This is a genomic window from Streptomyces sp. Tek67B01 (assembly GCF_055231995.1).
Window position 1 is genome coordinate 1973190 of sequence record NZ_JBUYUY010000001.1, and the last position, 23696, is coordinate 1996885.

Genomic DNA, 23696 nt, shown 5'->3' on the forward strand with positions numbered 1-23696 from the left:
GAAGGGTTTGATCCTTTCCTTCCCTCTCGCCTACCGGGTTAGCTGACGGGTTCGGAGCAGGAAGGTCTCCTACGGGCCCCTCTTGCGAGGTGGTCCGATTCACCCCAGGGACACAAGTGGGTCCCCGGCTCCCCAGGCTCGCGCCTGACGGGGACTCGGCGATCGCTGTCCGGTGCCGCGGGTGCGGCGGGCACAACTGACGGACAGCACGGCCGACGCTAGGCGGATCATCAGTCAATCTCCAAACAGACGCGCGTTTTTGTTACCTACGCCACAGCACATACGAACAACCACACCACCAAACAGGCAAAAGGGACTCCGGCGGACAAGCCGCCGGAGTCCCTCAAGCCAAGTCGCGTGTCATGCGCGTCAGTTGGCGACGACGGTGACCTCACCGATCCCGAGGGCCCGTACGGGCTCCGCGATCTGCGCCGCGTCGCCCACCAGGACCGTGACCAGCCGGTCCACGGGGAACGCCGCGACGACCGCCGAGGTCGCCTCCACCGTGCCGGTCGCGGCGAGCTGCGCGTACAAGCGCGCCTGGTAGTCGTCCGGGAGCTCCTGCTCCACCTGGTCCGCGAGGGTGGCCGCCACCGAGGCCGCCGTCTCGAACTTCAGCGGGGCAACACCCACCAAGTTCTGTACGGCTACGTCCCGTTCGGGGTCGGTCAGGCCGCCCTGCGCGAGGGTGCGCAGCACCGTCCAGAGGTCGTCCAGCGCCGGGCCGGTGTTGGGCGTGTCCACCGATCCGCTGATGGCCAGCATCGAGGCGCCATTGCCGTCGGCGGTGGAACGCAGCACCTGGCCGAAGGCGCGCACCCCGTAGGTGTACCCCTTCTCCTCGCGCAGCACCTTGTCCAGGCGGGAGGTGAGGGTGCCGCCCAGGCAGTACGTGCCGAGCACCTGGGCCGCCCAGACGCGGTCGTGCCGGTCCGGACCGATGCGGCCGATCAGCAACTGCGTCTGGACCGCGCCGGGCCGATCCACGATGATCACTCGCCCGGTGTCGTCGGCGGTCACCGGGGGCACGGGCAGCGCCTCGGAGCTGCCGCCCGTCCAACCGCCCAGGGTGTCGGCGAGGACCGCGTCGAGGTCGATCCCCGTCAGGTCGCCGACGACCACCGCGGTGGCCGTGGAGGGGCGTACATGGGCCTCGTAGAAGGCGCGTACGGCCGCGGAGTCGATCCGGGAGACCGTCTCCTCGGTGCCCTGGCGGGGTCGGGACATCCGGAGGGTGGCCGGGAAGAGCTCCTTGGAGAGCTCCTTCGCGGCGCGGCGCTGCGGGTTGGCCAACTCGTGCGGGATCTCGTCGAGCCGGTTGCGCACCAGCCGGTCGACCTCGCCGTCCGCGAAGGCGGGGGCGCGCAGCGCCTCGGCCACCAGACCGAGGGCCTTCGCCAGGCGGGAGGCCGGGACCTCCAGGGAGACCCGGATGCCCGGGTGGTCGGCGTGCGCGTCGAGCGTGGCGCCACAGCGCTCCAGCTCGGCGGCGAACTCCTCGGCGGAGTGCTTGTCGGTGCCCTCCGACAGGGCGCGGGCCATGATGGTGGCCACGCCGTCCAGGCCCTCGGGCTCCGCGTCCAGCGGCGCGGCGAGGTTGATCTCGACGGCGATCACCTGCCGGCCAGGGCGGTGGCAGCGCAGCAGGGTCAGCCCGTTGGGCAGCGCGCCGCGCTCGGGGGCCGGGAAGGCCCAGGGCTTGGCCTCGCCGGCCTGCGGCTGCGGGTGGAGGGTCATCGTGACGGCTGCGGTGTCGCTCACTGCTCCGCCCCTTCGTTCTCGGTGTCGTCGGTCTCGTCGGTCTCGTCGGACGCACCGGACTCCGCGTTGAGCGGCTCGTACACGAGCACCGCGCGGTTGTCGGGGCGCAGCCGGGCCGCGGCGACGGCCTGGACTTCCTCGGCGGTGACGTCGAGGACGCGCTGGACCGCGGTCAGGGCGAGCTGCGGGTCGCCGAACAGGACCGCGAAGCGGCACAGTTCGTCGGCGCGGCCGGCCACAGTGCTCAGCCGGTCCAGCCACTCGCGCTCCAGCTGCGCCTGGGCGCGCTCCATCTCCTCGGCCGTCGGGCCCTCGGCGGCGAACCGCGCGAGTTCCTCGTCCACGGCCGCCTCGATGGCGGGCACCTCGACCCCGCTGGAGGTCTTCACGTCCAGCCAGCCCAGGGAGGGAGCGCCCGCGAGGCGCAGCAGACCGAAGCCGGCCGCGACGGCGCTCTGGTCCCGGCGGACCAGTCGGTTGTGGAGGCGGGAGGACTCTCCGCCGCCCAGGACGGTCAACGCCACGTCGGCGGCGTCGCACTCGCGGGTGCCGTCGTGCGGCAGCCGGTACGCGGCCATCAGCGCGCGGGCCGGGACCTCCTCGACGATCTCCTGACGGAGCTGACCGCCCATGACCTCGGGCAGCGAGCCGTCGCGCGGCGGCTGCTTGCCGTCGTGGGCGGGGATGGAGCCGAAGTACTTCTCGACCCAGGCGAGCGTCTGCTCGGGGTCGATGTCGCCGACGACCGACAGGACGGCGTTGTTCGGCGCGTAGTACGTACGGAAGAACGCGCGGGCGTCCTCCAGGGACGCGGCGTCCAGGTCGGCCATCGATCCGATGGGCGTGTGGTGGTACGGGTGGCCCTCCGGGTAGGCGAGGGCGGTCAGCTTCTCGAAGGCCGTACCGTACGGGACGTTGTCGTACCGCTGGCGGCGCTCGTTCTTGACGACGTCGCGCTGGTTCTCCATGGACTCGTCGTCCAGGGCCGCCAGCAGCGAGCCCATGCGGTCCGCCTCCAGCCACAGCGCGAGCTCCAGCTGGTGGGCGGGCATCGTCTCGAAGTAGTTGGTGCGCTCGAAGCTGGTGGTGCCGTTGAGCGAACCGCCGGCGCCCTGGACGAGCTCGAAGTGCCCGTTGCCCGGTACGCTCGCCGAGCCCTGGAACATCAGGTGCTCGAAGAGGTGAGCCAGACCGGTCCGTCCCTTGACTTCGTGGCGGGAGCCGACGTCGTACCAGAGGCAGACGGCGGCGACCGGAGTCAGGTGATCCTCGGAAAGCACCACGCGCAGGCCGTTGGCCAGCCGGTGCTCGGTCGCTGTCAGGCCGCCGGAGCCGGCCTGGGCTGTGGCCGTGTGACCCATGGGCATGTGGTCCCTTCGAATCGCGATGCAGAGATTTCTGTCAGACCTGCCACTGTATGCAAGCGCGTCGGCGACCGGAGAAGTTCCCGGCTTCCCCGCGACTTCGTCCGGGCGACCCCAGGGTCGGAGTCGGCGTTGTCGGTGCCACGGGCCACAATGGTCCGCGTCGGCACCGGCCGAAACCGGTCGGCTACCCGGCCGGACCGTCGGCCGGACCGACAGGACCTACGTACCGCCGGAACCGATCACCGTAAGAGCCAGACCGCCGACCGCCCGACCGTCACACCGCCCGACCGCCACACCGTCAGACCCCGAGTACACCCCATTCTTGGTTAAGGAGCCGCGCAGCGATGGCCCGCCGCAGCACGAAGACCCCGCCGCCGGAGGATTTCGAGGAGAAGATCCTCGACATCGACGTCGTCGACGAAATGCAGGGCTCCTTCCTCGAGTACGCGTACTCGGTGATCTACTCCCGTGCCCTGCCGGACGCCCGTGACGGCATGAAGCCGGTACACCGGCGCATCGTCTACCAGATGAACGAGATGGGCCTTCGCCCCGACCGGGGGTACGTGAAGTGCGCCCGCGTCGTGGGCGAGGTCATGGGCAAGCTGCACCCGCACGGCGACGCGTCGATCTACGACGCCCTCGTCCGCATGGCCCAGCCCTTCTCGATGCGGCTGCCGCTGGTCGACGGCCACGGCAACTTCGGTTCGCTCGGCAACGACGACCCGCCCGCCGCCATGCGTTACACCGAGTGCAAGATGGCCGACGCCACGTCACTGATGACGGAGTCGATCGACGAGGACACCGTCGACTTCACCGCCAACTACGACGGCCAGGAGCGGGAACCGGTGGCGCTGCCCGCCGCCTACCCGAACCTGCTGGTCAACGGCTCCTCCGGGATCGCGGTCGGCATGGCCACCAACATGCCGCCGCACAACCTGGGCGAGGTCATCGCGGCCGCCCGGCACCTGATCCGCTACCCGCAGGCGGACCTGGAGGCGCTGATGCGCTTCGTGCCGGGCCCCGACCTGCCGACCGGCGGACGGATCGTGGGCCTGTCCGGCATCAAGGACGCCTACGAGAACGGTCGCGGGACGTTCAAGATCCGCGCCACGGTGACCGTGGAGAACGTGACCGCCCGCCGCAAGGGCCTGGTCGTCACCGAACTGCCCTTCACGGTCGGTCCCGAGAAGGTCATCGCGAAGATCAAGGACCTGGTCGGTTCGAAGAAGCTCCAAGGCATCGCCGACGTCAAGGACCTCACCGACCGCTCGCACGGCCTGCGCCTGGTCATCGAGATCAAGAACGGCTTCCACCCCGAGGCCGTCCTGGAACAGCTCTACAAGCTGACGCCGATGGAGGAGTCCTTCGGCATCAACAACGTCGCGCTGGTCGACGGGCAGCCGCTGACACTGGGCCTCAAGGAACTGCTGGAGGTCTACCTCGATCACCGCTTCGAGGTCGTACGGCGGCGCAGCGAGTTCCGCCGGGGCAAGCGGCGCGACCGCCTGCACCTGGTCGAGGGCCTGCTGGTGGCCCTCGTCGACATCGACGAGGTCATCCGGATCATCCGGGACAGCGACAACTCGGCGCAGGCCAAGGAACGGCTGATCGAGCGCTTCTCGCTGAGCGAGATCCAGACCCAGTACATCCTGGACACCCCGCTGCGCAGGCTCACCCGCTTCGACCGCATCGAGCTGGAGTCCGAGCGCGACCGACTGACCGGCGAGATCGACGAACTGACCGGCATCCTGGACTCCGACAGCGAGCTGCGCAAGCTCGTCTCCTCGGAACTGGCCGCGGTGGCGAAGAAGTTCTCCACCGAACGGCGTACGGTCCTGCTGGAGTCGGGAGCCGCGGCCGTCGGGGCGGTACCGCTGGAGGTCGCGGACGACCCCTGCCGGGTGCTCCTGTCCTCGACCGGCCTGCTGGCGCGGACGGTCACCTCCGAACCGCTGCCGCTGGAGGAGGGCGGCCCCCGAGCCAAGCACGACCTGATCGTCTCGCAGGTCACCGCGACGGCCCGGGCCGAGGTCGGCGTGGTCACCTCCTACGGGCGGCTGCTGCGGCTGTCGGTGATCGACCTGCCGCAGCTGCCGGACACCCACACCGCGCCGAACCTCGCCGGAGGCGCCCCGGTCACCGAGTTCCTGTCGGGGTTGGAGGCGGATGAGCAGGTGATCTGCCTGCTGACGCTGGACGAGACCTCGCAGGGCCTGGCGCTGGGCACCGAGCAGGGTGTGGTCAAGCGGGTCGTGCCGGACTACCCCGCGAACAAGGACGAGCTGGAGGTCATCACCCTCAAGGAGGGTGACCGGATCGTCGGCGCGGTCGAGCTGCGCACGGGCGAGGAGGACCTCGTCTTCATCACCGACGACGCCCAGCTGCTTCGCTACCCGGCGGGTCAGGTACGTCCGCAGGGGCGCCCGGCGGGCGGTATGGCGGGCATCAAGCTCTCCGAGGGCGCGAAGGTGATCCACTTCTCGGCCGTCGACCCGGGGCGCGAGGCCATGGTGTTCACCGTGGCCGGCTCCCACGGCACGCTCGACGACTCGGTCCAGTCCGGGAAGCTGACCCCGTTCGACCAGTACCCGCGCAAGGGCAGGGCCACCGGTGGCGTGCGCTGCCAGCGGTTCCTCAAGGGCGAGGACGTACTGACGCTGGCCTGGGCGGGCAACGCCCCGGTCCGCGCGGCGACGGCCGGCGGCGCGCCGGCCGAGCTGCCGGCCGTCGACCCGCGCCGGGACGGCTCCGGCACGGCGCTTCCCGCCGCGGCCGTGGCGCTGGCGGGCGGCGCGCTGTAGCGCAAACAGTCGGTTCGGGTGGTACGCGCCGGGGGACGTACCACCCGAATGCCGACTAGTGTTTTCCCGTTGATGCTTGTGGTGGGGGCGGGGGAAAACTGATGAGCCGTCAGTCGGGCGGGATGATCGGGAACTGGGCCGAGGCGCAGCGCAGGCAGCAGCGGACGCAGTTGATCCAGCAGCGCGAAGCGGAGCGCCGCCGACGGGCCTGGGACCGGGACGTGACCCGGGGCGAGCGCGAGCAGCAGGCCGCCTACCGGCAACGCCGTGAAGCCGAGGCCCGCAGCCGCACGGCGGGTATCGAGGCCGAAGTCGCGGCGTTGCAGAACCTGCTGGCGCTGGGCTGCCGGGCGACGGCGTTCCGGATGGCCTCGCTGGTACGGAGCGAGATACTCGAACCGTTCCGTCCCGGGCCTCTGGCGCACCCGGTGGCCCTGCCGCGCATCGAGGAGTTCCAGCAGCTGAGCAGTGGCATGGCGCTGGGCTCCTATCGGCGGGTGCAGGCGGAGCGTGAGGAGCAGGCGCGGTATGCGCGGGCCCGACAGAAGGCCCAGTCGGCGGAGACCCGGCGCCAACAGCAGCTGGCCGAGAACCGCCGGCAGTACGAGCGCTGGGCGGCCGAGCAACTCGCCGTGATCCGGGCACACAACCGCGGGCTGGACGAGTTGGCCGGACGGCTGCGCGACCGTGACGCCGAAGCGGCGGTCGAGTACTTCTCGGCGGCCTTGTACGCCTCCGCGGCCTGGCCCGGACAACTGCCGAGGCAGGTGTCCGCCGCATACGACCGGGCTGCCCGCCAACTGGTGCTGGACTGGGAACTGCCCCGCTTCGAGGTGGTTCCGGAGACCAAGGCGGTCCGGTACGTGCCGAGTACCGACCAGGACAAGGAGACGGCCCGTCCCGTGGGTCAGCGGCGGGCCCTGTACCGGGACCTGCTGGCCCAGTGCGTGTTGCTGGTACTGCGCGAGCTGTACGCGGCGGACGAGTTCGAAGCCCTGGACTCGGTGGTGGTCAACGGGTTCGTGGACGACCACGATCCGGTGACGGGGCGCGAGGCGCGGATCGTCCTGGCCACCGTGCGGGCCGAGCGCGAGGCCTTCGCCGGTCTGCGCCTGGAGCAGGTGAGCGCGGTGGACTGTCTGCTCGACGGATTGGGCGGGCAGTTGTCCGCCCGGCCGGACCAGTTGACGGCGGTGCGGCCGGGGCGCAGACCCGGCGAGGTCGGGGGTGTCGTCAGCCACGGCGGGCACGCGGGTGACGGCGATGACGAGCCCGACCTGTTCACGATGGACCCGATCGCCTTCGAGAACCTGGTCGCCGAGCTGTTCCGGGCCATGGGCATGGAAGCGGTGACCACGCAGCGGTCGGGCGACGGCGGCGTGGACGTCGAGGCGTTGGACCCGGCGCCGATCCGGGGTGGGCGGATCGTCGTCCAGGTCAAGCGCTATCGGAACACCGTCCCGCCGACGGCGGTGCGGGACTTGTACGGCACCGTGCAGGACAGGGGGGCGAACAAGGGGGTGCTGGTCACCACCGCGTCCTTCGGGCCGGGGTCGTACACCTTTGCCAACGGCAAGCCGCTGGAGTTGGTTCCCGGGGCCGAACTGGTGGCGCTGCTGCACCAGCACGGACTCCGGGGGCGCTTGGGCGACGGCGGCCGACCCACGGCGGAGGCGGCGGCGGGGGCCGGGAACGGGGTGGCGTCCTCCCCCGCGTCCGGGCAGGTGCCCCCGCCCGCGCAGGCGGCCGACCCGGCCCCTTACAACGTCCTCGGCATGTCCTGGTCGGGTGCCGTCGCTCTGGACGTCTGCGCGCTGGTCTGCGAGGGCGGCCGGGTGCTGGGCGAAGACCACTTCGTCTTCTACAACAACCCCCGGACCCCGGACGGCTCCGTGCGCTCCGGGGCCCACACGGCGCCCGACAAAGCCGCCGTCGAGGTCGACTTCGACGGCCTGCCGGAGCGCGCCGACCGTCTGGTGCTCGTCGCCGCGATCGACCCGGAGGTCGATCCGAACGCCGATCTCGCCGGCTTCACCGAGGCCCGCATCCGGCTCCTCGACCCCGCCGGACAGGAACTCGACCGACTGGAGGTCTCCGACGGCCGGGCCGGCGAGACCGCCCTGGTCCTCGGGTCCTTCCGGCGCCGACCGGGGGGCGACTGGAAGTTCGTGATCGGCGGCAAGGGCTACCGGGGCGGCCTGGAAGACCTGCTCGGCGAATTCGGCATAGAGGTCGCCTAGCTAGACGCCCCGGCCGCCTCCCTCCGGGCGGCCTTCGGCGTCCTCTTTCCGCGCCGGCCGGGCGACGTACCGCAGGACTCCCCACATGCTCTCTGGGCTCACCTGCCGCGGCTCCGGCTCGCGACAGGCCTCCAGTTCGCGGAGCAGCCCGGCGCCGTCCATGTCGGTGCCGATCAACACCAACCGGGTCAGCCGGGCCTCGCCCCGTCCCCAGGGGGCGGTGGCGAAGCGGAGGAAGCGGCCCACCGCCTGGATCTCGTAGCGTTCCTCGTGCCCGGGGACACCGAAGTAGACGAAGCCCTTGATCCGGTAGAGGCCGGCGGGCCGGCGGTCGAGGAAGTCGATGAACCGGCGCGGGTTCATCGCCTGCTCCGACGCGAACTCCACGCTTTCGTACGCCGCGTGGACGTGCCCGTCGTGCCCGTCGTGGCCACCATGGCCGTGCCGGTCACGACCGTCCTCGTCCGCGGCTTCCCCCGCCAGCAGGTCCTCGAAGGAGAGCTGTCCCCGTGGCTCGGTCCAGGGGCGGCGGTCGAAGAGCAGCTCGGGGTCGATCCGCCCGTGGTCGACGGCCAGCACCGGGGTGCCGGGCGCGCAGAGCGTCCCCAGTTCGGTCTCGACGCGGGAGCGCTCCGCGGAGTCGATCCGGTCGGTCTTGTTGAGGACCACCAGGTCCGCGACCCGGAGGTGACGGTCGGTCTCCGGGTGCTTCGCCCGCGTCGCGTCGAACTCCGCCGCGTCCACGACTTCCACCGTCCCGCCGTACCGGATCGCGGGGTTCTCGCTGGCCATCAGCATCCGGATCAGTTCCTGCGGTTCGGCCAGCCCACTCGCTTCGATGACGATGACGTCGATCCGGTGAGCGGGCGCCGAGAGTTTCTCCAGGTACGCGTCGAGTTCGCTCCCGTCGACCGCGCAGCACAGGCAGCCCCCGCCGAGGGAGACCATCGAGTCGCCGAGTTGTCCGGCGACGGCCATCGCGTCGATCTCGATGACGCCGAAGTCGTTGACCACGACTCCGACGCGCGTACCGCCGCGGTGGGCGAGGAGATGGTTGAGCAGGGTGGTCTTGCCGGAGCCGAGGAATCCGGCGAGGACCACGACGGGGATGGTGGGAACGCTCCGGTCGGGCTGTCCGCTGGTCGGTGATGTCGGGTGCACCCGACCGATCGTAGTCAGCCGAACGCGGGAACCGGCTCGGGCGGGGTGGGGCCGGTGTAGCGCGCGGCGGGACGGATGATCTTCGAGTCGGCGGCCTGTTCGAGGATGTTCGCGCCCCAGCCGACCACGCGGGCCGCGCAGAAGGTCGGGGTGAACATCTCGCGCGGCAGTCCGCACAGTTCCATGACCACGCCCGCGTAGAACTCCACGTTCGTGTGGAGCTCACGGCCCGGCTTGAGTTCGGCGAGAATTTCCTCGACCTGCCGTTCGACCTCGACGGCGAAGTCGACCAGCGGCCCGCCGAACGTCCGGGCGATGTCACGCAGCATCCTCGAGCGGGGGTCCTCGGTGCGGTACACGGGGTGGCCGAAGCCCATGATCCGGTCCCCGGCGAGCACGCGCTCGCGAATCCAAGGATCGATCCTGTCCGCCGTACCGATCGCGTCGAGGGTGTCCAGGGCCCGGCTCGGGGCGCCGCCGTGCAGCGGTCCGGACAGGGCCCCGACCGCCCCGGTCAGGCAGGCCGCCACGTCCGCGCCGGTGGAGGCGATGACGCGGGCGGTGAAGGTCGAGGCGTTGAAGCCGTGGTCGATGGTGGAGATCAGGTACTGCTCGACCGCGCGCGCCTTGGCCGGCTCGGGCACCTGCCCGCTCAGCATGTAGAGGTAGTTGGCGGCGTACGGAAGGTCGTCACGCGGGTCCACCGGCTCCAGGCCCTGCCCGAGCCGGTGCAGTGCTGTGAGCAGGGTCGGCACGGCGGCGCAGGCGGCGAGCGCGTCGGCCGCCCGGCGCTCGGGGCTCAAGTCGTAGACGGGCCGGAAGCCGGCGGAGGCGCCGAGCAGGGAGAGCGCGGTGCGCAGCCCGGCCAGCGGGCCGGACAGGGCGGTGGCGCGGGCGAGGGCGGGCAGGGCGTCCCGCACCTCGGCGGGGAGGTGGCGCAGCGGGGCGATCTCGGCGGCGAAGGCGGCGCCCTCGGTGACGTCCTCGGGCAGGGCGCCTCGGAACATCAGCTGCCACACGTCCTCGAAGCCGCGGCTCGCGGCGAGCTCGACGGCGGAGTACTGGCGGTAGTGGTAGAAGCCTTCACGGCCTCGGACGTCGCCGAGCTGCGTCTCGGTGACCACGACTCCCGCGAGCCCGCGGGGTACTTCGACGGTGGAGTTCATGGATTGACCATCCATCATGGATTGAATCCTTGTCAATGTTGATCGAATCAATATATGTAGGGTGACTGTCATGAACGAGCAGGCGGAAGGCGAGCGACGGCTCACCACGCAGCAAGCGGCGGAAGTCCTCGGCGTGAAGCCCGCGACCGTGTACGCGTACGTGAGCCGGGGGCAGCTGACCAGCCGCCGCGATCCGGTCGGACGCGGCAGCAGTTTCGACGCGCGCGAGGTCGAGGCGCTGGCCCTGCGCAACCGGCGCGAGGCTGCCGGCCCGGCGGTCGCCTCCGGGGAACTCTCCGTCCGGACCTCCCTCACCCTGATCGAGGACGACCGGTACTACTTCCGCGGCGTGGACGCGGTGGAGCTGGCCTCCCGGCACCGTTACGAGGAGGTCGCGGAGTGGCTCTGGACGGGAACGCCGGCCCCGGGAGCCCGCTTCACCGCCCCGCCGGAAGCCCTGGCCGCAGCGCGGCGCTCGGTGGCCGCGCTACCCGAGCACAGTGGTCCCATCGACCGGCTCCGGGTGGCGGTCGCCGCTGCGGCCGTGGCCGATCCGCTGCGGTTCGACCTGTCCGAGACCGCCGTACTGGGCTCCGCGCGCTGCCTGATCCCGACGCTGGTCGGCGCACTGCCCGAGGTGGGCCCCACCCGGTGGGGCGGTGACACCCGACTGGCCCGGCGCCTGTGGTCCCGGCTCACCACGCGGGAGCCCGACCCGGACGCCCTGGCCGTGCTGGACCTGACACTGGCCCTGCTGGCCGACCACGACCTGGCCGCCTCGACCCTGGCCGTCCGCGTGGCGGCGTCGGCCCGCGCCCATCCGTACGCGGCGGTATCGGCCGGACTCGGGGTGCTCGAAGGCCCCCTGCACGGGGCTGCCGGCCGGATCGCGCACCGGATGCTGGTGGAGGTCTCGGAGCGGGGCGGGGCCGCGCCGGTCGTGGCCGAGTACCTGCGGGCGGGGCGGCGTGTGCCGGGGCTCGGCCACCGGCTGTACCGGGGCCAGGACCCCCGCGCGGGAGCCCTGTTCGCCCGGCTGGAGCAGTTGCCGCAGGCCTCGCGCGCTCTGGGGGCCGCCCGGGAGGTGGCCGAGGTGATGGCCCGCCACGGCGGCGGGCTGTACCCCAACGTGGACTTGGCCGTGGCGGTCCTGACGGTGTCGTACGGCATGCCCGCGGAGGCCGGCGAGACGGTGTTCGCGGTGTCCCGCACGGCGGGCTGGATCGCGCACGCGCTGGAGGAGTACCAGGAGCGCCCCCTGCGCATGCGGCCGAGCGGCCACTACAACGGCCCCCGCCCGCCCCGGCCCGTGCCGTAAAGGGGCCACCCGCCGGGTGTGCCGATGCCGGCCGGTCCGGCCGGCTCCCCCGGGGCCTGTTCCAGGACGACGACGAGCTCGCCGACGGTCGACGCTTCGGCATCGGGCAGCAGACGACCTCGTACAGCTCGGCCGCTCCATGCGGCCCACCGATCACCACGAGGGTCGTCGCGCGGAAGGTCCCGAAGACCTCGGGGAGATGCTCGGCCGAAAGCGGCCTCCGGGCCGAGGCTTCGTGGCCGCTCCGGGCGAGAGCGCCGACCTCCTCATCGTGATCAAGCCGGGCCGAACGGCTGCCGGCCGAGGGGCCTCCGGCTCCCCCGAGGATTCCGCTTGGCCGAAAGCCGACCTACGGTGCTACCCATGCGGTTCCTCCTCACCTGCGCTCGGCGCCTCGGGCTGCCCAGACGGGCCGTCTCCCAGATCCTGCTGACGCAGCTCGCCATCGCCGCCGGGGTCGCGGTCCTGGCCACCGGGCTTTTCCTGGCGCCGCTCGGCGCGCAGCTCGACGACCAGGCCATGCGCCGGGCCCTCGCGATCGCCCAGAGCGCGGCGGCCGACCCGGCGCTGGCCGCGGGCCTACTGGATTCCGCGCCCACCCCGGACGGTCCCGTGCAGGTGGCGGCCGAACGAATCCGTCGGGCCACGGGCGCCGAGTACGTGGTCGTCGTGGACCTGAACGGAATCCGCCACTCCCACCCCAGCCCCGATCGCATCGGCCGGCCGGTCTCCACCGACCCGGGTGACGCTCTCGCGGGCCGTGACGTGATGGAGATCGACGAGGGCACCCTGGGCCGCTCGGCCCGCGGCAAGGTGCCGCTGGTGGCGGCCGACGGAGAGATCGTCGGCGCGGTGTCGGTGGGCATCGCCTACGACAGCGTCCGAGCACGCTTGCTCGGGGCCATCCCGGGACTGCTCGCCTACGCGGGCGGCGCTCTGGCGGCGGGGGCGCTCGCCGCCTACCTCCTCTCCCGCAGAATCCAGCGCCAGACCCGTGACCTGGCCTTCTCCGATATCTCCGCCCTGCTCGCCGAGCGCGAGGCGATGCTGCACTCCATCCGCGAAGGCGTGATCGCCCTCGACCGCGCCGGCCGTGTACGCCTGGTCAACGACGAGGCCGCCCGGCTGCTGGGCCTCTCGCCGCACTCCGTCGACGCCTTGGCGGGACACGCTCTGGACGACGTACTCGGCGCCGGCCGCACCACCGACGTCCTCGCCGGCCGCGTCACCGGCCGCGACCTGCTGACCGTGCAGGGCGCCCGGGTGCTCGTGGCCAACCGGATGCCGACCGAGGACGGCGGCGCCGTCGCCACCCTGCGGGACCGCACCGAGCTGGAGCACCTCGCCCGGGAGCTCGACTCCACCCAGGGCCTGATCGAAGCCCTGCGCGCGCAGGACCACGAGCACGCCAACCGGCTCCACACCCTCCTCGGCCTGCTGGAGCTCGGCCTCCACGACGAGGCAGCACAGTTCGTGACCGAGGTCGCCGGAGTGCACCGCAGCACCGCCGAACAGGTCACGGAGAAGGTCCGCGACCCGCTGCTGGCCGCGCTCCTCGTGGGCAAGGGGGCGGTCGCCGCCGAGCGGGGCGTCTCCCTGCGCCTCGCCGACCGCACCTTGCTCCCGGACCGCCTCGTCGATCCGGGCGGCCTCGTCACCATCACGGGCAATCTGGTGGACAACGCCCTGGACGCCGCCGCCGGCTCGACAGCGCCCTGGGTCGAGGTCGAGCTGCGCGCCGAGGGGCGTTCGGCGCTGCTCCACGTCCGGGACAGCGGCCCCGGCATCCCCGCCGGCCACAGCGAGGAGATATTCACCGAGGGCTGGTCGACCAAGCAGCCCTCGGCCCACCGCGAGCGCGGACTCGGGCTCGCCTTGGTGCGCCGTCTGGCGGAGCGGCAGGGTGGCGCGGTCCGGGCCGGCGGGACAGCGGACGGAGGGGCGGAGTTCTCCGTCGTACTCCCGGAGGCCCTGCGATGAACGAGACCCCGATGCACGTATTGGTCGTCGACGACGACGTGCGTGTTGCCCTGATCAACGCGGCGTACGTGGCGAAGGTTCCCGGGTTCCGGGTGTCCGCCCACGTCCATTCGGCGGCCGAGGCCCTGGAGTTCCTGGAGTCCCATCCGGTCGATCTGATCCTCCTCGACCACTACCTCCCCGACGAGAACGGCCTGGACCTGGTGCGCCGCCTGCGCCAGCACGGCCACCGCACCGACGTCATCATGGTCACCGCTGCCCGTGACCTGGCCACCGTCCAGGCGGCCATGCGCCTCGGCGCCCTCCAGTACCTCGTCAAACCCTTCACATTCGCCGGGCTTCGCACCCGGCTGGAGGCGTACCGGGCCCTGCGGCGCGCCCTGGAGGCCGGTGGCGAGGCCGAACAGGCTGAGGTGGACCGCCTCTTCGGCGCCCTGGCCGCGGCCGAGAGCCCCAACGACCTCCCCAAGGGCCACTCCCCCACCACCGCCGAACTCGTCCGGCAGGTGCTGCGCACCGCAGCCGGACCGCTGTCCACCCAACAGATCGCCGACCGCGCGGGCATCAGCCGCCAGACCGCCCAGCGCTACCTCAAGCTGCTGGACCGCTCAGGCCGGGTCACGCTCGCCCTGCGCTACGGCGAGACGGGCCGCCCCGAGCACCGCTACAGCTGGCGCCCTCAAGACCCCGGCCCGACGTGAGCGCGTCACACGGCGCCGGCACCGGTCAGCGACCGGACCTCCGTCTCCGCGTGCTTCGCCGCGTCCGGTGCCTCCGCCGAGGTGAGCGTGCCCAGCCAGCCCGCGAGGAACCCGAGCGGGATCGACACGATCCCCGGGTTCTGGAGCGGGAAGTACTGGAAGTCCACTCCGGGGAACAGGGACTGCGGGCTGCCCGAGACCACCGGGGACAGCACGACCAGCAGCACCGCCGGCACCAGCCCCCCGTAAACGGACCAGACCGCCCCTCGCGTGGTGAACTCGCGCCAGAACAGGGAGTACAACAGCACGGGTAGGTTCGCGGACGCGGCCACCGCGAAGGCCAACCCGACCAGGAACGCCACGTTCAGGTCCTGGGCCAGCAGTCCCAGGCCGATCGCCACCGCTCCGATCCCGACGGCCGCGACCTTGGCCACCGCCACCTCGCCGCGCTGCCGGGCGTGAGGGCGCTTGAGCGAGGCGTACAGGTCGTGTGCCACGGAGGCCGAGGACGCGAGGGTGATCCCGGCGACCACCGCGAGGATGGTCGCGAAGGCGATGGCGGCGACGAAGGCGAACAGCACCGCGCCCCCGGTGGAATCGGTTCCCCCGCCCAGGAAACCCGCGAGCAGCGGAACCGCCGTGTTTCCCGAGGCGTTGGACGCGCGGACCTGTTCGGGCCCCAGCAGCGCCGCCGCGCCGAACCCGAGGACGATGGTCATCAGGTAGAAACCACCGATCAGGGCGATGGCCCAGACGACGGACCGGCGCGCCGCCCGCGCCGTCGGCACGGTGTAGAAACGCGACAGGATGTGCGGGAGTCCGGCCGTGCCGAGGACGAGCGCGAGGCCCAGGCTCATGAAGTCGAAGCGGGCGGTCCAGTCGGCCCCGTACTTGAGGCCCGGGCCCAGGAACCGGGCGCCTTGTCCGCTGCGCTCGGCCGCGGTGGTCAGCAGTTGGTTGACGTCGCCGTGGAAACGCAGCAGCACCAGCACGGTCAGCGTGATCGCGCCGCCCATCAACAGCACGGCCTTGACGATCTGGATCCAGGTGGTGGCCCGCATGCCGCCGAACGACACGTAGACCACCATGAGCGCGCCGACCCCGATCACGGTCAGGGTCCTGGCGGCGGTGCCCGAGCCCCCGATCAGCAGCCCGACCAGACTGCCCGCGCCGACCATCTGCGCGACGAGGTACAGCACGGAGACCACGACCGAGGAGGTACCGGCCGCGATCCGGACCGGCCGCTGGCTCATCCGGGCCGCGACCACGTCGGCGAGGGTGAACCGTCCGCAGTTGCGGACCAGTTCCGCGACCAGGAAGAGGACCACCAGCCATGCGACGAGGAAGCCCACCGAATAGAGCATGCCGTCGTAGCCGAACAGGGCGATGAGGCCTGAGATGCCGAGGAAGGAGGCGGCCGACATGTAGTCACCGGCGATGGCGAACCCGTTCTCCAACGGGGAGAAGAGGCGGCCTCCGGCGTAGAACTCCTCGGCCGAGCCGCGCCGGTTGCGGCTGACCCATGTGGTGATGCCCAGGGTGATCGCGATGAAGACGCTGAACAGGATCAGCGCGAGGGCCTGGTGTTCGGTGCTCAACGCTCCTCCCCCCGCGCCCGGTTGCGCTCCTGGCCCCGTTCCTGCTCGAAGACCGTCCAACGCAGGTCGAGCGCGGCCCGGTCCCGGCGCAGCCGCGCGTGGCGTGCGTAGGCCCAGGTCAGGAGGAACGTGCTGAGGAACTGCGCGAGGCCAGCGAGCAGAGCCACATTGACCGCGCCGACGACGGGTCGGGCCATCAGGCCGGGCGCCGCCGTGGCGGCGACCATGTAAGCGACGTACCAGAGGAAGAAGCCGGCGGTCGCGGGGACGACGAACCTCCGGTAGCGGCCCCGCACTTCCTGGAAGGCCGCGCTGCGCTGCACCTCGAGGTAGATGTCCGACGGCCCGGGCGCGGGCCCGTCACCGGCCGGCGGGCGCGCCGGACCCGTCGCGGCACCCTCACCCCAGCCGACCGCCAACGCGTCGTACCAGGGGTCGTCCAGCCGGATCGTTCCGGCATCACGACCTTCGCGCTTGTCCACCGAACTCTCCTTGTCCGCAACCGCATTGGCCGCGCGGCACAAGGATGTGGGCAATGAGGGCTTTCCGGACTGCCGTACCGGCGCTCTTCACTCGTTCAGGTGAGGCGAAAGAGTGAAGGGCGCCGGTATGCCGGGATCCGCCGGAACCCCGGTCGGCTCAGGCGTCGATGCGCGAGCGGTCCAGGGTGGCGGCGGAGCCGGTGATGAACTCCTTGCGCGGGGCTACCTCGTTGCCCATGAGGAGGTCGAAGACCGACTCGGCGGAGTCCAGGTCCCCGATGTTGATCCGGCGCAGCGTCCGGTGCCGCGGGTCCATGGTCGTCTCGGCCAGTTGGTCGGCGTCCATTTCGCCCAGACCCTTGTAACGCTGGATGGCGTCCTTGTAGCGGATGTTCTTGCGCTGGTACTCCAGCAGGGTGTGGCGCAGCTCGTTGTCCGAGTAGGTGTAGACGTACTTGTCCTGGCCCTTCTTCGGCTGGACGAGTTCGATCCGGTGCAGCGGCGGCACGGCGGCGAAGACCCGGCCCGCCTCCACCATCGGCCGCATGTACCGCTGGAAGAGCGTGAGCAGCAGGCACCTGATGTGCGCGCCGTCCACATCGGCGTCGACGAGCAGGACGATCTTGCCGTAGCGGGCGGCGTCGAGGTCGAAGGTCCGGCCCGAGCCGGCTCCTATGACCTGGATGATCGCGCCGCACTCGGTGTTCTTGAGCATGTCCGAGACCGAGGACTTCTGGACGTTGAGGATCTTGCCGCGGATCGGCAGGAGCGCCTGGAACTCGGAGTTGCGGGCGAGCTTGGCGGTACCGAGGGCCGAATCGCCCTCGACGATGAACAGCTCGCTGCGTTCGACGTCGTCGCTGCGGCAGTCCGCCAGCTTGGCCGGCAGGGAGGAGGACTCCAGCGCGGTCTTCCGGCGCTGCGCCTCCTTGTGCTGGCGGGCCGCGATCCGGGTACGGGCGGCCGCGACGATCTTCTCCATGACGGCGCGGGCCTGCTGCTTGTCGTCGCGCTTGGTGGAGGTCAGGAAGGCCTTGAGCTCCTTGGCGACCACGGCGGCGACGATCCGGGTGGCCGCGGAGGTACCGAGGACCTCCTTGGTCTGGCCTTCGAACTGCGGCTCGGCGAGGCGGACGGTGACGACCGCCGTCATGCCCTCCAACGCGTCGTCCTTGACCACGTCGTCCTCGGCTACGCGCAGCAGCTTCGCCGAGCGCAGCACCTCGTTGACGGTCTTGGTGACCGATCGCTCGAAGCCGGAGACGTGGGTTCCGCCCTTGGGCGTGGCGATGATGTTCACGAAGGACTTGAGGTTGGTCTCGTACCCCGTGCCCCAGCGCAGGGCGATGTCGACGCCGAGCTCACGGGTGACCTCGGTGGGGGTCATGTGGCCGCGGTCGTCCAGGACGGGGACGGTCTCCTTGAAGGTCCCGGTGCCGCTCAGCCGCAGCACGTCGCAGACGCCCTTGTCCTGCGCGAGGTACTCGCAGAACTCGCTGATGCCCCCGTCGAAGCGGAAGACCTCCTCGGTCTTGCCCGCGCCGTCGAGGGCCCGCTCGTCGCGGACGACGAGCGTCAGGCCGGGAACGAGGAAGGCCGTCTGGCGGGCGCGCTGGTAGAGCGTCTCCAGGTTGAGCCGGGCGTCCTTGAGGAAGATCTGGCGGTCGGCCCAGTAACGGACCCGGGTGCCGGTCTTGCCCTTGGCGATCCGCTTGATCTTGCGCAGGCCGTTGGCGGGGTCGAAGGGGCTGTCCGGGTCCTGCTCGGTGAACATCCCGGGCACCCCGCGGCGGAAGCTGATCGCGTGGGTCGAGCTGCCGCGGTCGACCTCGACGTCGAGTCGGGCGGAGAGCGCGTTGACGACCGACGCGCCGACGCCGTGCAGGCCGCCGGAGGCCGCGTAGGAGCCGCCGCCGAACTTGCCGCCGGCGTGCAGCTTGGTCATGACGACCTCGACACCGGAGAGGCCGGTCTTGGGTTCGACGTCGACGGGGATGCCGCGGCCGTTGTCGCGGACCTCGACGGAGGAGTCCTCGTGGAGGATCACCTCGATGTGGTCGCAGTAGCCGCCCAGGGCCTCGTCGACGGAATTGTCGATGATCTCCCAGAGGCAGTGCATCAGGCCTCGGCTGTCGGTCGAGCCGATATACATGCCGGGGCGCTTGCGAACGGCCTCAAGACCTTCGAGGACGAGCAGGTGCCGCGCGGTGTAGTTGGAGCCGTCCCGGTCTGCTCCGGACAGCAGCGCGCTGGAAGGCACGGACGTGTCGGCGGTCACGCAGTTCGCTCCTCGCTGAATTTCTTTTCTGGCCCGGTTGGGCGCAGGGGTGGCTCGGTCGCCCGTCAGAGGGTACCGAGGCCTGGTAGAGCGGATGCAACGCCACCCTCGTCGCTTGCCCAGCCTAGTGCAGATCCGCACGGATGTTCGATCCCCCGTGGGGGTGACGCAAACATCACGTTCCCTTCCACGCATGAACCATTTAGGGTTCGGGCACGTCCTCATGAACAACCCGGCGCTCATGTCGGGGAGGATGGAACCGCAACAAGCGAACGACTGCAACGCGAAACCGTAAAGCAACGCAATACGGCTCCTTCGCCGCCAACCGGCAACAGCCGGCCAGCTTCGGAAGGAAGTTTCGAAAGAAAGCCGCGAGCGGGAACGTTTTCGGCCTGGTTGGATGTTGACCCTGGTACGACAGCTCGTCGAGCTAGAGAAGAGGCGACGTGACTACTGTTCTGACACCCGCGACCCCGCTGACGGCCGCTGACCGATGCGACCGTTGCGGCGCCCAGGCATATCTGCGCGTCGTCCTGCTGAGCGGCGGTGAACTGCTCTTCTGCGCCCACCACGGGCGTAAGTTCGAGCCGGAACTCAAGAAGATCGCCGCGGAAATACAGGATGAGACCGAGCGGCTTACGTCCGCTCCGGCTGCCGATGCCGCCGACACCGAGGACCGCTGACACAGGCCTACCCTCGCATCCGACGAGCCAGGACCGGCCAGGCCGGTCGACGGGCGGCTCCCCCTGAGACCCGGGGGGAGCCGCCCGTCCTCATTTTTAGACGTCCGTCCCCGCCCCTCTCGAAGGGCCTGTAGGGGCCGGGGGCGGACGCGCGGCCCCTACAGGCCTTCGAGAGGGCCTGCGCGACGCGCTGAGGCCCTGGGGGGACCCATCGCGGGCTGCTGCTCGGTCGCCGGCGGTACGGCCCTCTCCGGGCTGCTCACGAAGCCGACCACCGCGGCCACCCGCGTGTACACCCCCGGACTGTCGGCGCGCCCGCAGCCCCTCCCCCAGGACACCAGGCCGATGAGTCGCCCCTGGGCGACGAGCGGGCCGCCGCTGTCCCCCTGGCAGGCGTCCTTGCCGCCCTCCTGCTCCCCCGCGCACACCATGGACTCCGGCCGGAACTGCCCGTCCGCGTCCCCCGGGTACGCCTTCGCGCAGACCTCGTCGGCCAGCACGGTGACGTGGGCCGCCCGCAGCCCGTAGGCGTAGTCGCCGAACCCGCTCGTGTCGCCCCAGCCGTATACGGCCGCCCGCGTGCCCGGCTCGTACGCCGGGTGCCCCGGTTCCGCCATGGGCAGGACGTAGTGGGCCGGCACCGCTTCGGCCAGTTCGAGCACCGCGATGTCCCCCGCGTTGGTCTTGGGGTCGTACTCCGGGTTCACCCGGGCCGACCGCACCGCGATCTCGCGTCCGTCCGAGGCGCGCAGCTCCGTGCGTCCCGTGATCACCCGCAGGTCGGGCACGGCCTCGACGGGGCCGCCCAGCACCTGCCGCCCCAGGCAGTGGGCGGCGGTCACGACCGTGGCGGGAGCGACGAGGACGCCTCCGCAGAACTGGCCACCCCGCGTACCCCCGAACCGGTCACGGCTGGCCAGGGCCACGACCCACGGACTGTCGGCCACCTTCACGGGCCGGCCGCCGATCACCACACCGTCCGCGGCCGCCCGGGGCAACTGGGCCGGATGCGCCGCGGCCGCTCCCGCCGCCAGCGTCAACGCGCCCGACAGCACGCGGGCAAAGAAACGACGCATGAGGCCTCCTGACTCTGGGTGTGCATGACTCCACCCAGAGTGGGACGCCCGGTGGTCGTGCGCACCCGCGCGACCACCGGCGACGCCTTGCCGCCGTCCCTGTGCGGGCCGCTCAGTCGAGGTAGTCGCGCAGGACCTGCGAGCGCGACGGGTGACGCAGCTTCGACATGGTCTTGGACTCGATCTGGCGAATCCGCTCGCGCGTGACCCCGTAGACCTTGCCGATCTCGTCGAGTGTCTTCGGCTGCCCGTCGGTCAGGCCGAAACGCATCGACACCACGCCCGCCTCGCGCTCGCTGAGGGTGTCGAGGACCGAGTGCAGCTGCTCCTGCAACAGCGTGAAGCTGACGGCGTCGGCCGGGACCACGGCCTCGGAGTCCTCGATGAGGTCACCGAACTCGCTGTCGCCGTCCTCGCCGAGCGGGGTGTGCAGGGAGATCGGCTCGCGGCCGTACTTCTGGACCTCGATGACCTTCTCGGGGGTCATGTCGAGTTCCTTCGCCAGTTCCTCCGGAGTGGGCTCGCGGCCCAGGTCCTGGAGCATCTGGCGCTGCACCCGGGCCAGCTTGTTGATCACTTCGACCATGTGCACGGGGATGCGGATGGTGCGGGCCTGGTCGGCCATCGCGCGGGTGATCGCCTGCCGGATCCACCAGGTCGCGTACGTGGAGAACTTGTAGCCCTTGGTGTAGTCGAACTTCTCGACGGCGCGGATCAGGCCCAGGTTCCCCTCCTGGATCAGGTCCAGGAAGAGCATGCCCCGGCCGGTGTAGCGCTTGGCGAGGGAGACCACGAGACGGAGGTTGGCCTCCAGCAGGTGGTTCTTCGCGCGGCGGCCGTCCTCGGCGATGATCTCCAGCTCGCGCTTGAGCTTGGGCGCCAGCTTGTCCGAGTTCGCCAGCTTGTCCTCGGCGAACAGGCCGGCCTCGATGCGCTTGGCGAGCTCGACCTCCTGCTCGGCGTTGAGGAGGGGGACCTTGCCGATCTGCTTGAGGTAGTCCTTGACCGGGTCGGCGGTCGCGCCGGCCACGGCGACCTGCTGGGCCGGGGCGTCGTCCTCGTCGTCCGAGATCACGAAGCCCTTGGCCTCGCCACCGTCCTCTTCCTCCTCGGACTCGGCCTTGGCGACGGGACCCTCCTCGGGGGTCTCCTCGTCGGCTTCGTCCGCGTCCTTCTTGGCCGCCGTCTTCTTCGCCGCCGCCTTCTTGGCGGTGGCCTTTTTGGCGGGCGCGGCCTTCTTCGCCGTCGTCTTCTTCGCCGCGGCCTTCTTCGCGACGGCCTCGGTTCCGGGTTCCTCCACCAGGGCGTCCACGGTGTCCGGCTCGGCGGGCTCGGACTCCGGTGCCACGGGCGCGACGGCCGACGCGGCCTCCGCCTTGGCCGCTACGGTCTTGGTCGCCGTCCGCTTGGCCGGGCTCTTCGCTGCGACGCTCTTGCGGGGGGTGCGCTTGGGCGACTCCGCGGCACTGACCATCAGCGTCACACCCTCTTCCTCGAGGATCTGGTTGAGGCTGCGCAGAACATTCTTCCACTGGGTCGCAGGAATCTGGTCAGCCTCGAAGGCCCGACGCACGTCATCGCCGGCGATCTGCCCCTCGGCCTTGCCCCGCTCGATGAGCGCCATCACAGACTCGGAATCGGCGATCTCCGGCGGGAGCGTACGGGATGTGCTGGCCGACACGAACAACCTCTCGGAACGATGGGAACGGCTTCCGACCCCGGCCTGGTGGTGCTGGACCGTGGCCGACGACCACCGACTGGGGATGGGCCGGGGGCGCGGGCAGGGGCCGGGGAGCTGCACAGCACCCGCAAGGGTTGCTGTCTTCCCTCCGTCGGCCATCACCTCTTAAGTCATCGCGTCACGTCGCGGAGCGTTACGCCCAATCTTCGTGGTCCGAGTCACACCACTTTTACGCCAATGCCGGTCATAGGGTCATACGCGCGGTTCGCGAGGCTGCGACAGGCCCCCACACCGGTGTCGCCGGACCCGCACCGGGTCCGGCGACACGTGTGAACCCCCGCGCCCCCGCGCGTCGCCCGTCAGTGCTCGCGCGGGGCCGGAACCACGCGCTCGACCTCCGGGTGCACGGTGAGCAGCTGGCGCATGGCGTTCTCGGCACCCAGCGCGTCACCGGCCGCGAGCGCCTCGACCATGCGGGCGTGGTGCGCGACGCAGGTCTCGCTGGGACGGTCGCAGGCAGTGACCGGGCTGCCGGAGACCTGGAGGGCGGCGGACACGATGCCGGAGAGGTGCTCCAGCATGCGGTTGCCCGCGACCTGGATCAGCAGCCCGTGGAACTCGTTGTCGGCGCGGGCGAAGGTGATCCCGTCGCCCTGACCGAGGGCGTGGCCCATGATCTCGACCATGTCGGCGAGTCGCTGCTGGATGTCGGGGCGACCGTGGCCGGCGGCGAGGCGGGCGGCCAGCGGTTCGATGGTCCAGCGGAGCTCGTTGAGCTCGCGGCGCTGGTCGTCGCGCTGGGGGCCGAAGGCCCGCCACTCGATGATGTCGGGGTCGAGCAGGTTCCAGTCGGCGACCGGGCGGACCCTGGTCCCCACGTTCGGACGGGCGCTGACGAGGCCCTTGGCCTCCAGGACGCGCAGCGACTCGCGGACGACCGTCCGCGAGACCTCGAAGCGCTGCCCGATCTCCTCGGGGACCAGGGGACGGTCCGCGCCGAGGTCGCCGGAGACGATCATCTGGCCGAGCTGCTGGACGAGTTGGCCGTGCAGCCCGCGGCCCCGGCTGCCCGCCGCGCGGCGGCCCACGCGGCTCAACTCGACGTCGGAGCCCTCCCAGTGGGGTGGCCCGACCCGGTCGGACCCGGAGGTCTCCGCGAAGGGATAGCGGTCGAGTTCGCCCGGGCCTGCGAGACCGGAGTCGGCGTGGCGGGCGGCGGTCATCATGGTGTGCGCAAGGATACTCACGAATCCTTTGTCGGCTGCGCCTCCATCACCCTTGAGGTCTTTGGTGAAAAGCACACGAAAGGGTGATCGGTGCCACCTACGCAATTGACGACTTATCGTAAAGAACCGGGCCTATTGCGGGGAGTTGCGGTCCGTTTCGCGTGACGCGGACGCCAA

The 23696-nt window shown here is 71.0% G+C and carries 16 protein-coding genes and 1 riboswitch; of the genes, 6 read left to right on the forward strand and 10 right to left on the reverse strand.

Features of this window, described 5'->3' with window-relative positions; translation table 11 throughout:
- Positions 1-12 precede the first annotated feature (12 nt).
- A riboswitch (cyclic di-AMP (ydaO/yuaA leader) is annotated at positions 13-171 on the reverse strand.
- A gap of 198 nt (positions 172-369) precedes the next feature.
- Together ACV7NM_RS08765 and ACV7NM_RS08770 are read right to left on the reverse strand one after the other, a co-directional pair.
- Positions 370-1737 carry a M16 family metallopeptidase gene (locus ACV7NM_RS08765; protein ID WP_463413874.1) on the reverse strand — a complete coding sequence of 456 codons (1368 nt, stop codon included), beginning with the start codon at positions 1735-1737 and terminating at the stop codon, positions 370-372.
- Positions 1738-1757: 20 nt separating this feature from the next.
- Entirely contained in the window at positions 1758-3122 is a 1365-nt protein-coding gene (locus ACV7NM_RS08770) for a M16 family metallopeptidase (RefSeq protein ID WP_463409770.1), read from the reverse strand.
- A 350-nt stretch (positions 3123-3472) separates the two neighbouring features.
- On the opposite strand from ACV7NM_RS08770, the gene ACV7NM_RS08775 reads away from it, so the two are divergent.
- Both ACV7NM_RS08775 and ACV7NM_RS08780 read left to right on the forward strand, forming a co-directional pair.
- Positions 3473-5929, forward strand: a complete 2457-nt coding sequence (locus ACV7NM_RS08775; protein ID WP_463409771.1) for a DNA gyrase/topoisomerase IV subunit A — start codon at positions 3473-3475, stop codon at positions 5927-5929.
- 101 nt (positions 5930-6030) lie between these two features.
- A complete protein-coding gene (locus tag ACV7NM_RS08780; protein ID WP_463409772.1) occupies positions 6031-8169 on the forward strand; it encodes a restriction endonuclease in 2139 nt (712 codons plus the stop codon).
- On the opposite strand, the gene ACV7NM_RS08785 is transcribed toward ACV7NM_RS08780, so the two are convergent.
- Positions 8170-9330 carry a CobW family GTP-binding protein gene (locus ACV7NM_RS08785; RefSeq protein WP_463409773.1) on the reverse strand — a complete coding sequence of 387 codons (1161 nt, stop codon included), beginning with the start codon at positions 9328-9330 and terminating at the stop codon, positions 8170-8172. It abuts the gene before it with no gap.
- Positions 9331-9344: 14 nt separating this feature from the next.
- The gene (locus ACV7NM_RS08790; protein WP_463413875.1) at positions 9345-10511 is read right to left on the reverse strand and encodes a citrate synthase/methylcitrate synthase; all 1167 of its coding nucleotides are present in this window, start codon (positions 10509-10511) and stop codon (positions 9345-9347) included.
- Positions 10512-10566: 55 nt separating this feature from the next.
- On the opposite strand from ACV7NM_RS08790, the gene ACV7NM_RS08795 reads away from it, so the two are divergent.
- The 3 genes from ACV7NM_RS08795 to ACV7NM_RS08805 all read left to right on the forward strand — a co-directional run bounded on the left by ACV7NM_RS08795 (position 10567) and on the right by ACV7NM_RS08805 (position 14495).
- Complete coding sequence (locus ACV7NM_RS08795) at positions 10567-11814, forward strand: citrate synthase (RefSeq protein WP_463409774.1); 1248 nt, start codon at positions 10567-10569, stop codon at positions 11812-11814.
- Between the two features lie 363 nt (positions 11815-12177).
- Positions 12178-13794, forward strand: coding sequence for a sensor histidine kinase (locus ACV7NM_RS08800; protein WP_463409775.1), 1617 nt, complete (start codon positions 12178-12180; stop codon positions 13792-13794).
- Complete coding sequence (locus ACV7NM_RS08805; RefSeq protein WP_463409776.1) at positions 13791-14495, forward strand: DUF7342 family protein; 705 nt, start codon at positions 13791-13793, stop codon at positions 14493-14495. The genes ACV7NM_RS08800 and ACV7NM_RS08805 overlap by 4 nt, the downstream gene beginning before the upstream one ends.
- A gap of 5 nt (positions 14496-14500) precedes the next feature.
- Here ACV7NM_RS08805 and ACV7NM_RS08810 read toward each other — a convergent pair whose 3' ends face one another.
- The 3 genes from ACV7NM_RS08810 to ACV7NM_RS08820 form a co-directional block, all read right to left on the reverse strand.
- The gene (locus ACV7NM_RS08810) at positions 14501-16093 is read right to left on the reverse strand and encodes a solute symporter family protein (protein WP_463409777.1); all 1593 of its coding nucleotides are present in this window, start codon (positions 16091-16093) and stop codon (positions 14501-14503) included.
- Entirely contained in the window at positions 16090-16575 is a 486-nt protein-coding gene (locus ACV7NM_RS08815) for a DUF485 domain-containing protein (RefSeq protein ID WP_463409778.1), read from the reverse strand. The genes ACV7NM_RS08810 and ACV7NM_RS08815 overlap by 4 nt, the downstream gene beginning before the upstream one ends.
- A gap of 157 nt (positions 16576-16732) precedes the next feature.
- Complete coding sequence (locus ACV7NM_RS08820; RefSeq protein WP_463409779.1) at positions 16733-18853, reverse strand: DNA gyrase/topoisomerase IV subunit B; 2121 nt, start codon at positions 18851-18853, stop codon at positions 16733-16735.
- A 446-nt stretch (positions 18854-19299) separates the two neighbouring features.
- Between ACV7NM_RS08820 and ACV7NM_RS08825 the strand changes: the two genes are divergently transcribed.
- Positions 19300-19536: a DUF7455 domain-containing protein gene (locus ACV7NM_RS08825; RefSeq protein WP_373914121.1), complete on the forward strand. Its 237-nt coding sequence runs from the start codon at positions 19300-19302 to the stop codon at positions 19534-19536.
- A gap of 158 nt (positions 19537-19694) precedes the next feature.
- Here ACV7NM_RS08825 and ACV7NM_RS08830 read toward each other — a convergent pair whose 3' ends face one another.
- The 3 genes from ACV7NM_RS08830 to ACV7NM_RS08840 all read right to left on the reverse strand — a co-directional run bounded on the left by ACV7NM_RS08830 (position 19695) and on the right by ACV7NM_RS08840 (position 23594).
- On the reverse strand, positions 19695-20612 hold the full coding sequence (locus ACV7NM_RS08830) for a serine protease (protein WP_463409780.1): 918 nt from the start codon (positions 20610-20612) through the stop codon (positions 19695-19697).
- A gap of 112 nt (positions 20613-20724) precedes the next feature.
- Positions 20725-22299, reverse strand: coding sequence for an RNA polymerase sigma factor (locus ACV7NM_RS08835; protein ID WP_463409781.1), 1575 nt, complete (start codon positions 22297-22299; stop codon positions 20725-20727).
- A 353-nt stretch (positions 22300-22652) separates the two neighbouring features.
- The gene (locus ACV7NM_RS08840) at positions 22653-23594 is read right to left on the reverse strand and encodes a FadR/GntR family transcriptional regulator (protein WP_463409782.1); all 942 of its coding nucleotides are present in this window, start codon (positions 23592-23594) and stop codon (positions 22653-22655) included.
- Between the last annotated feature and the right edge of the window lie 102 nt (positions 23595-23696).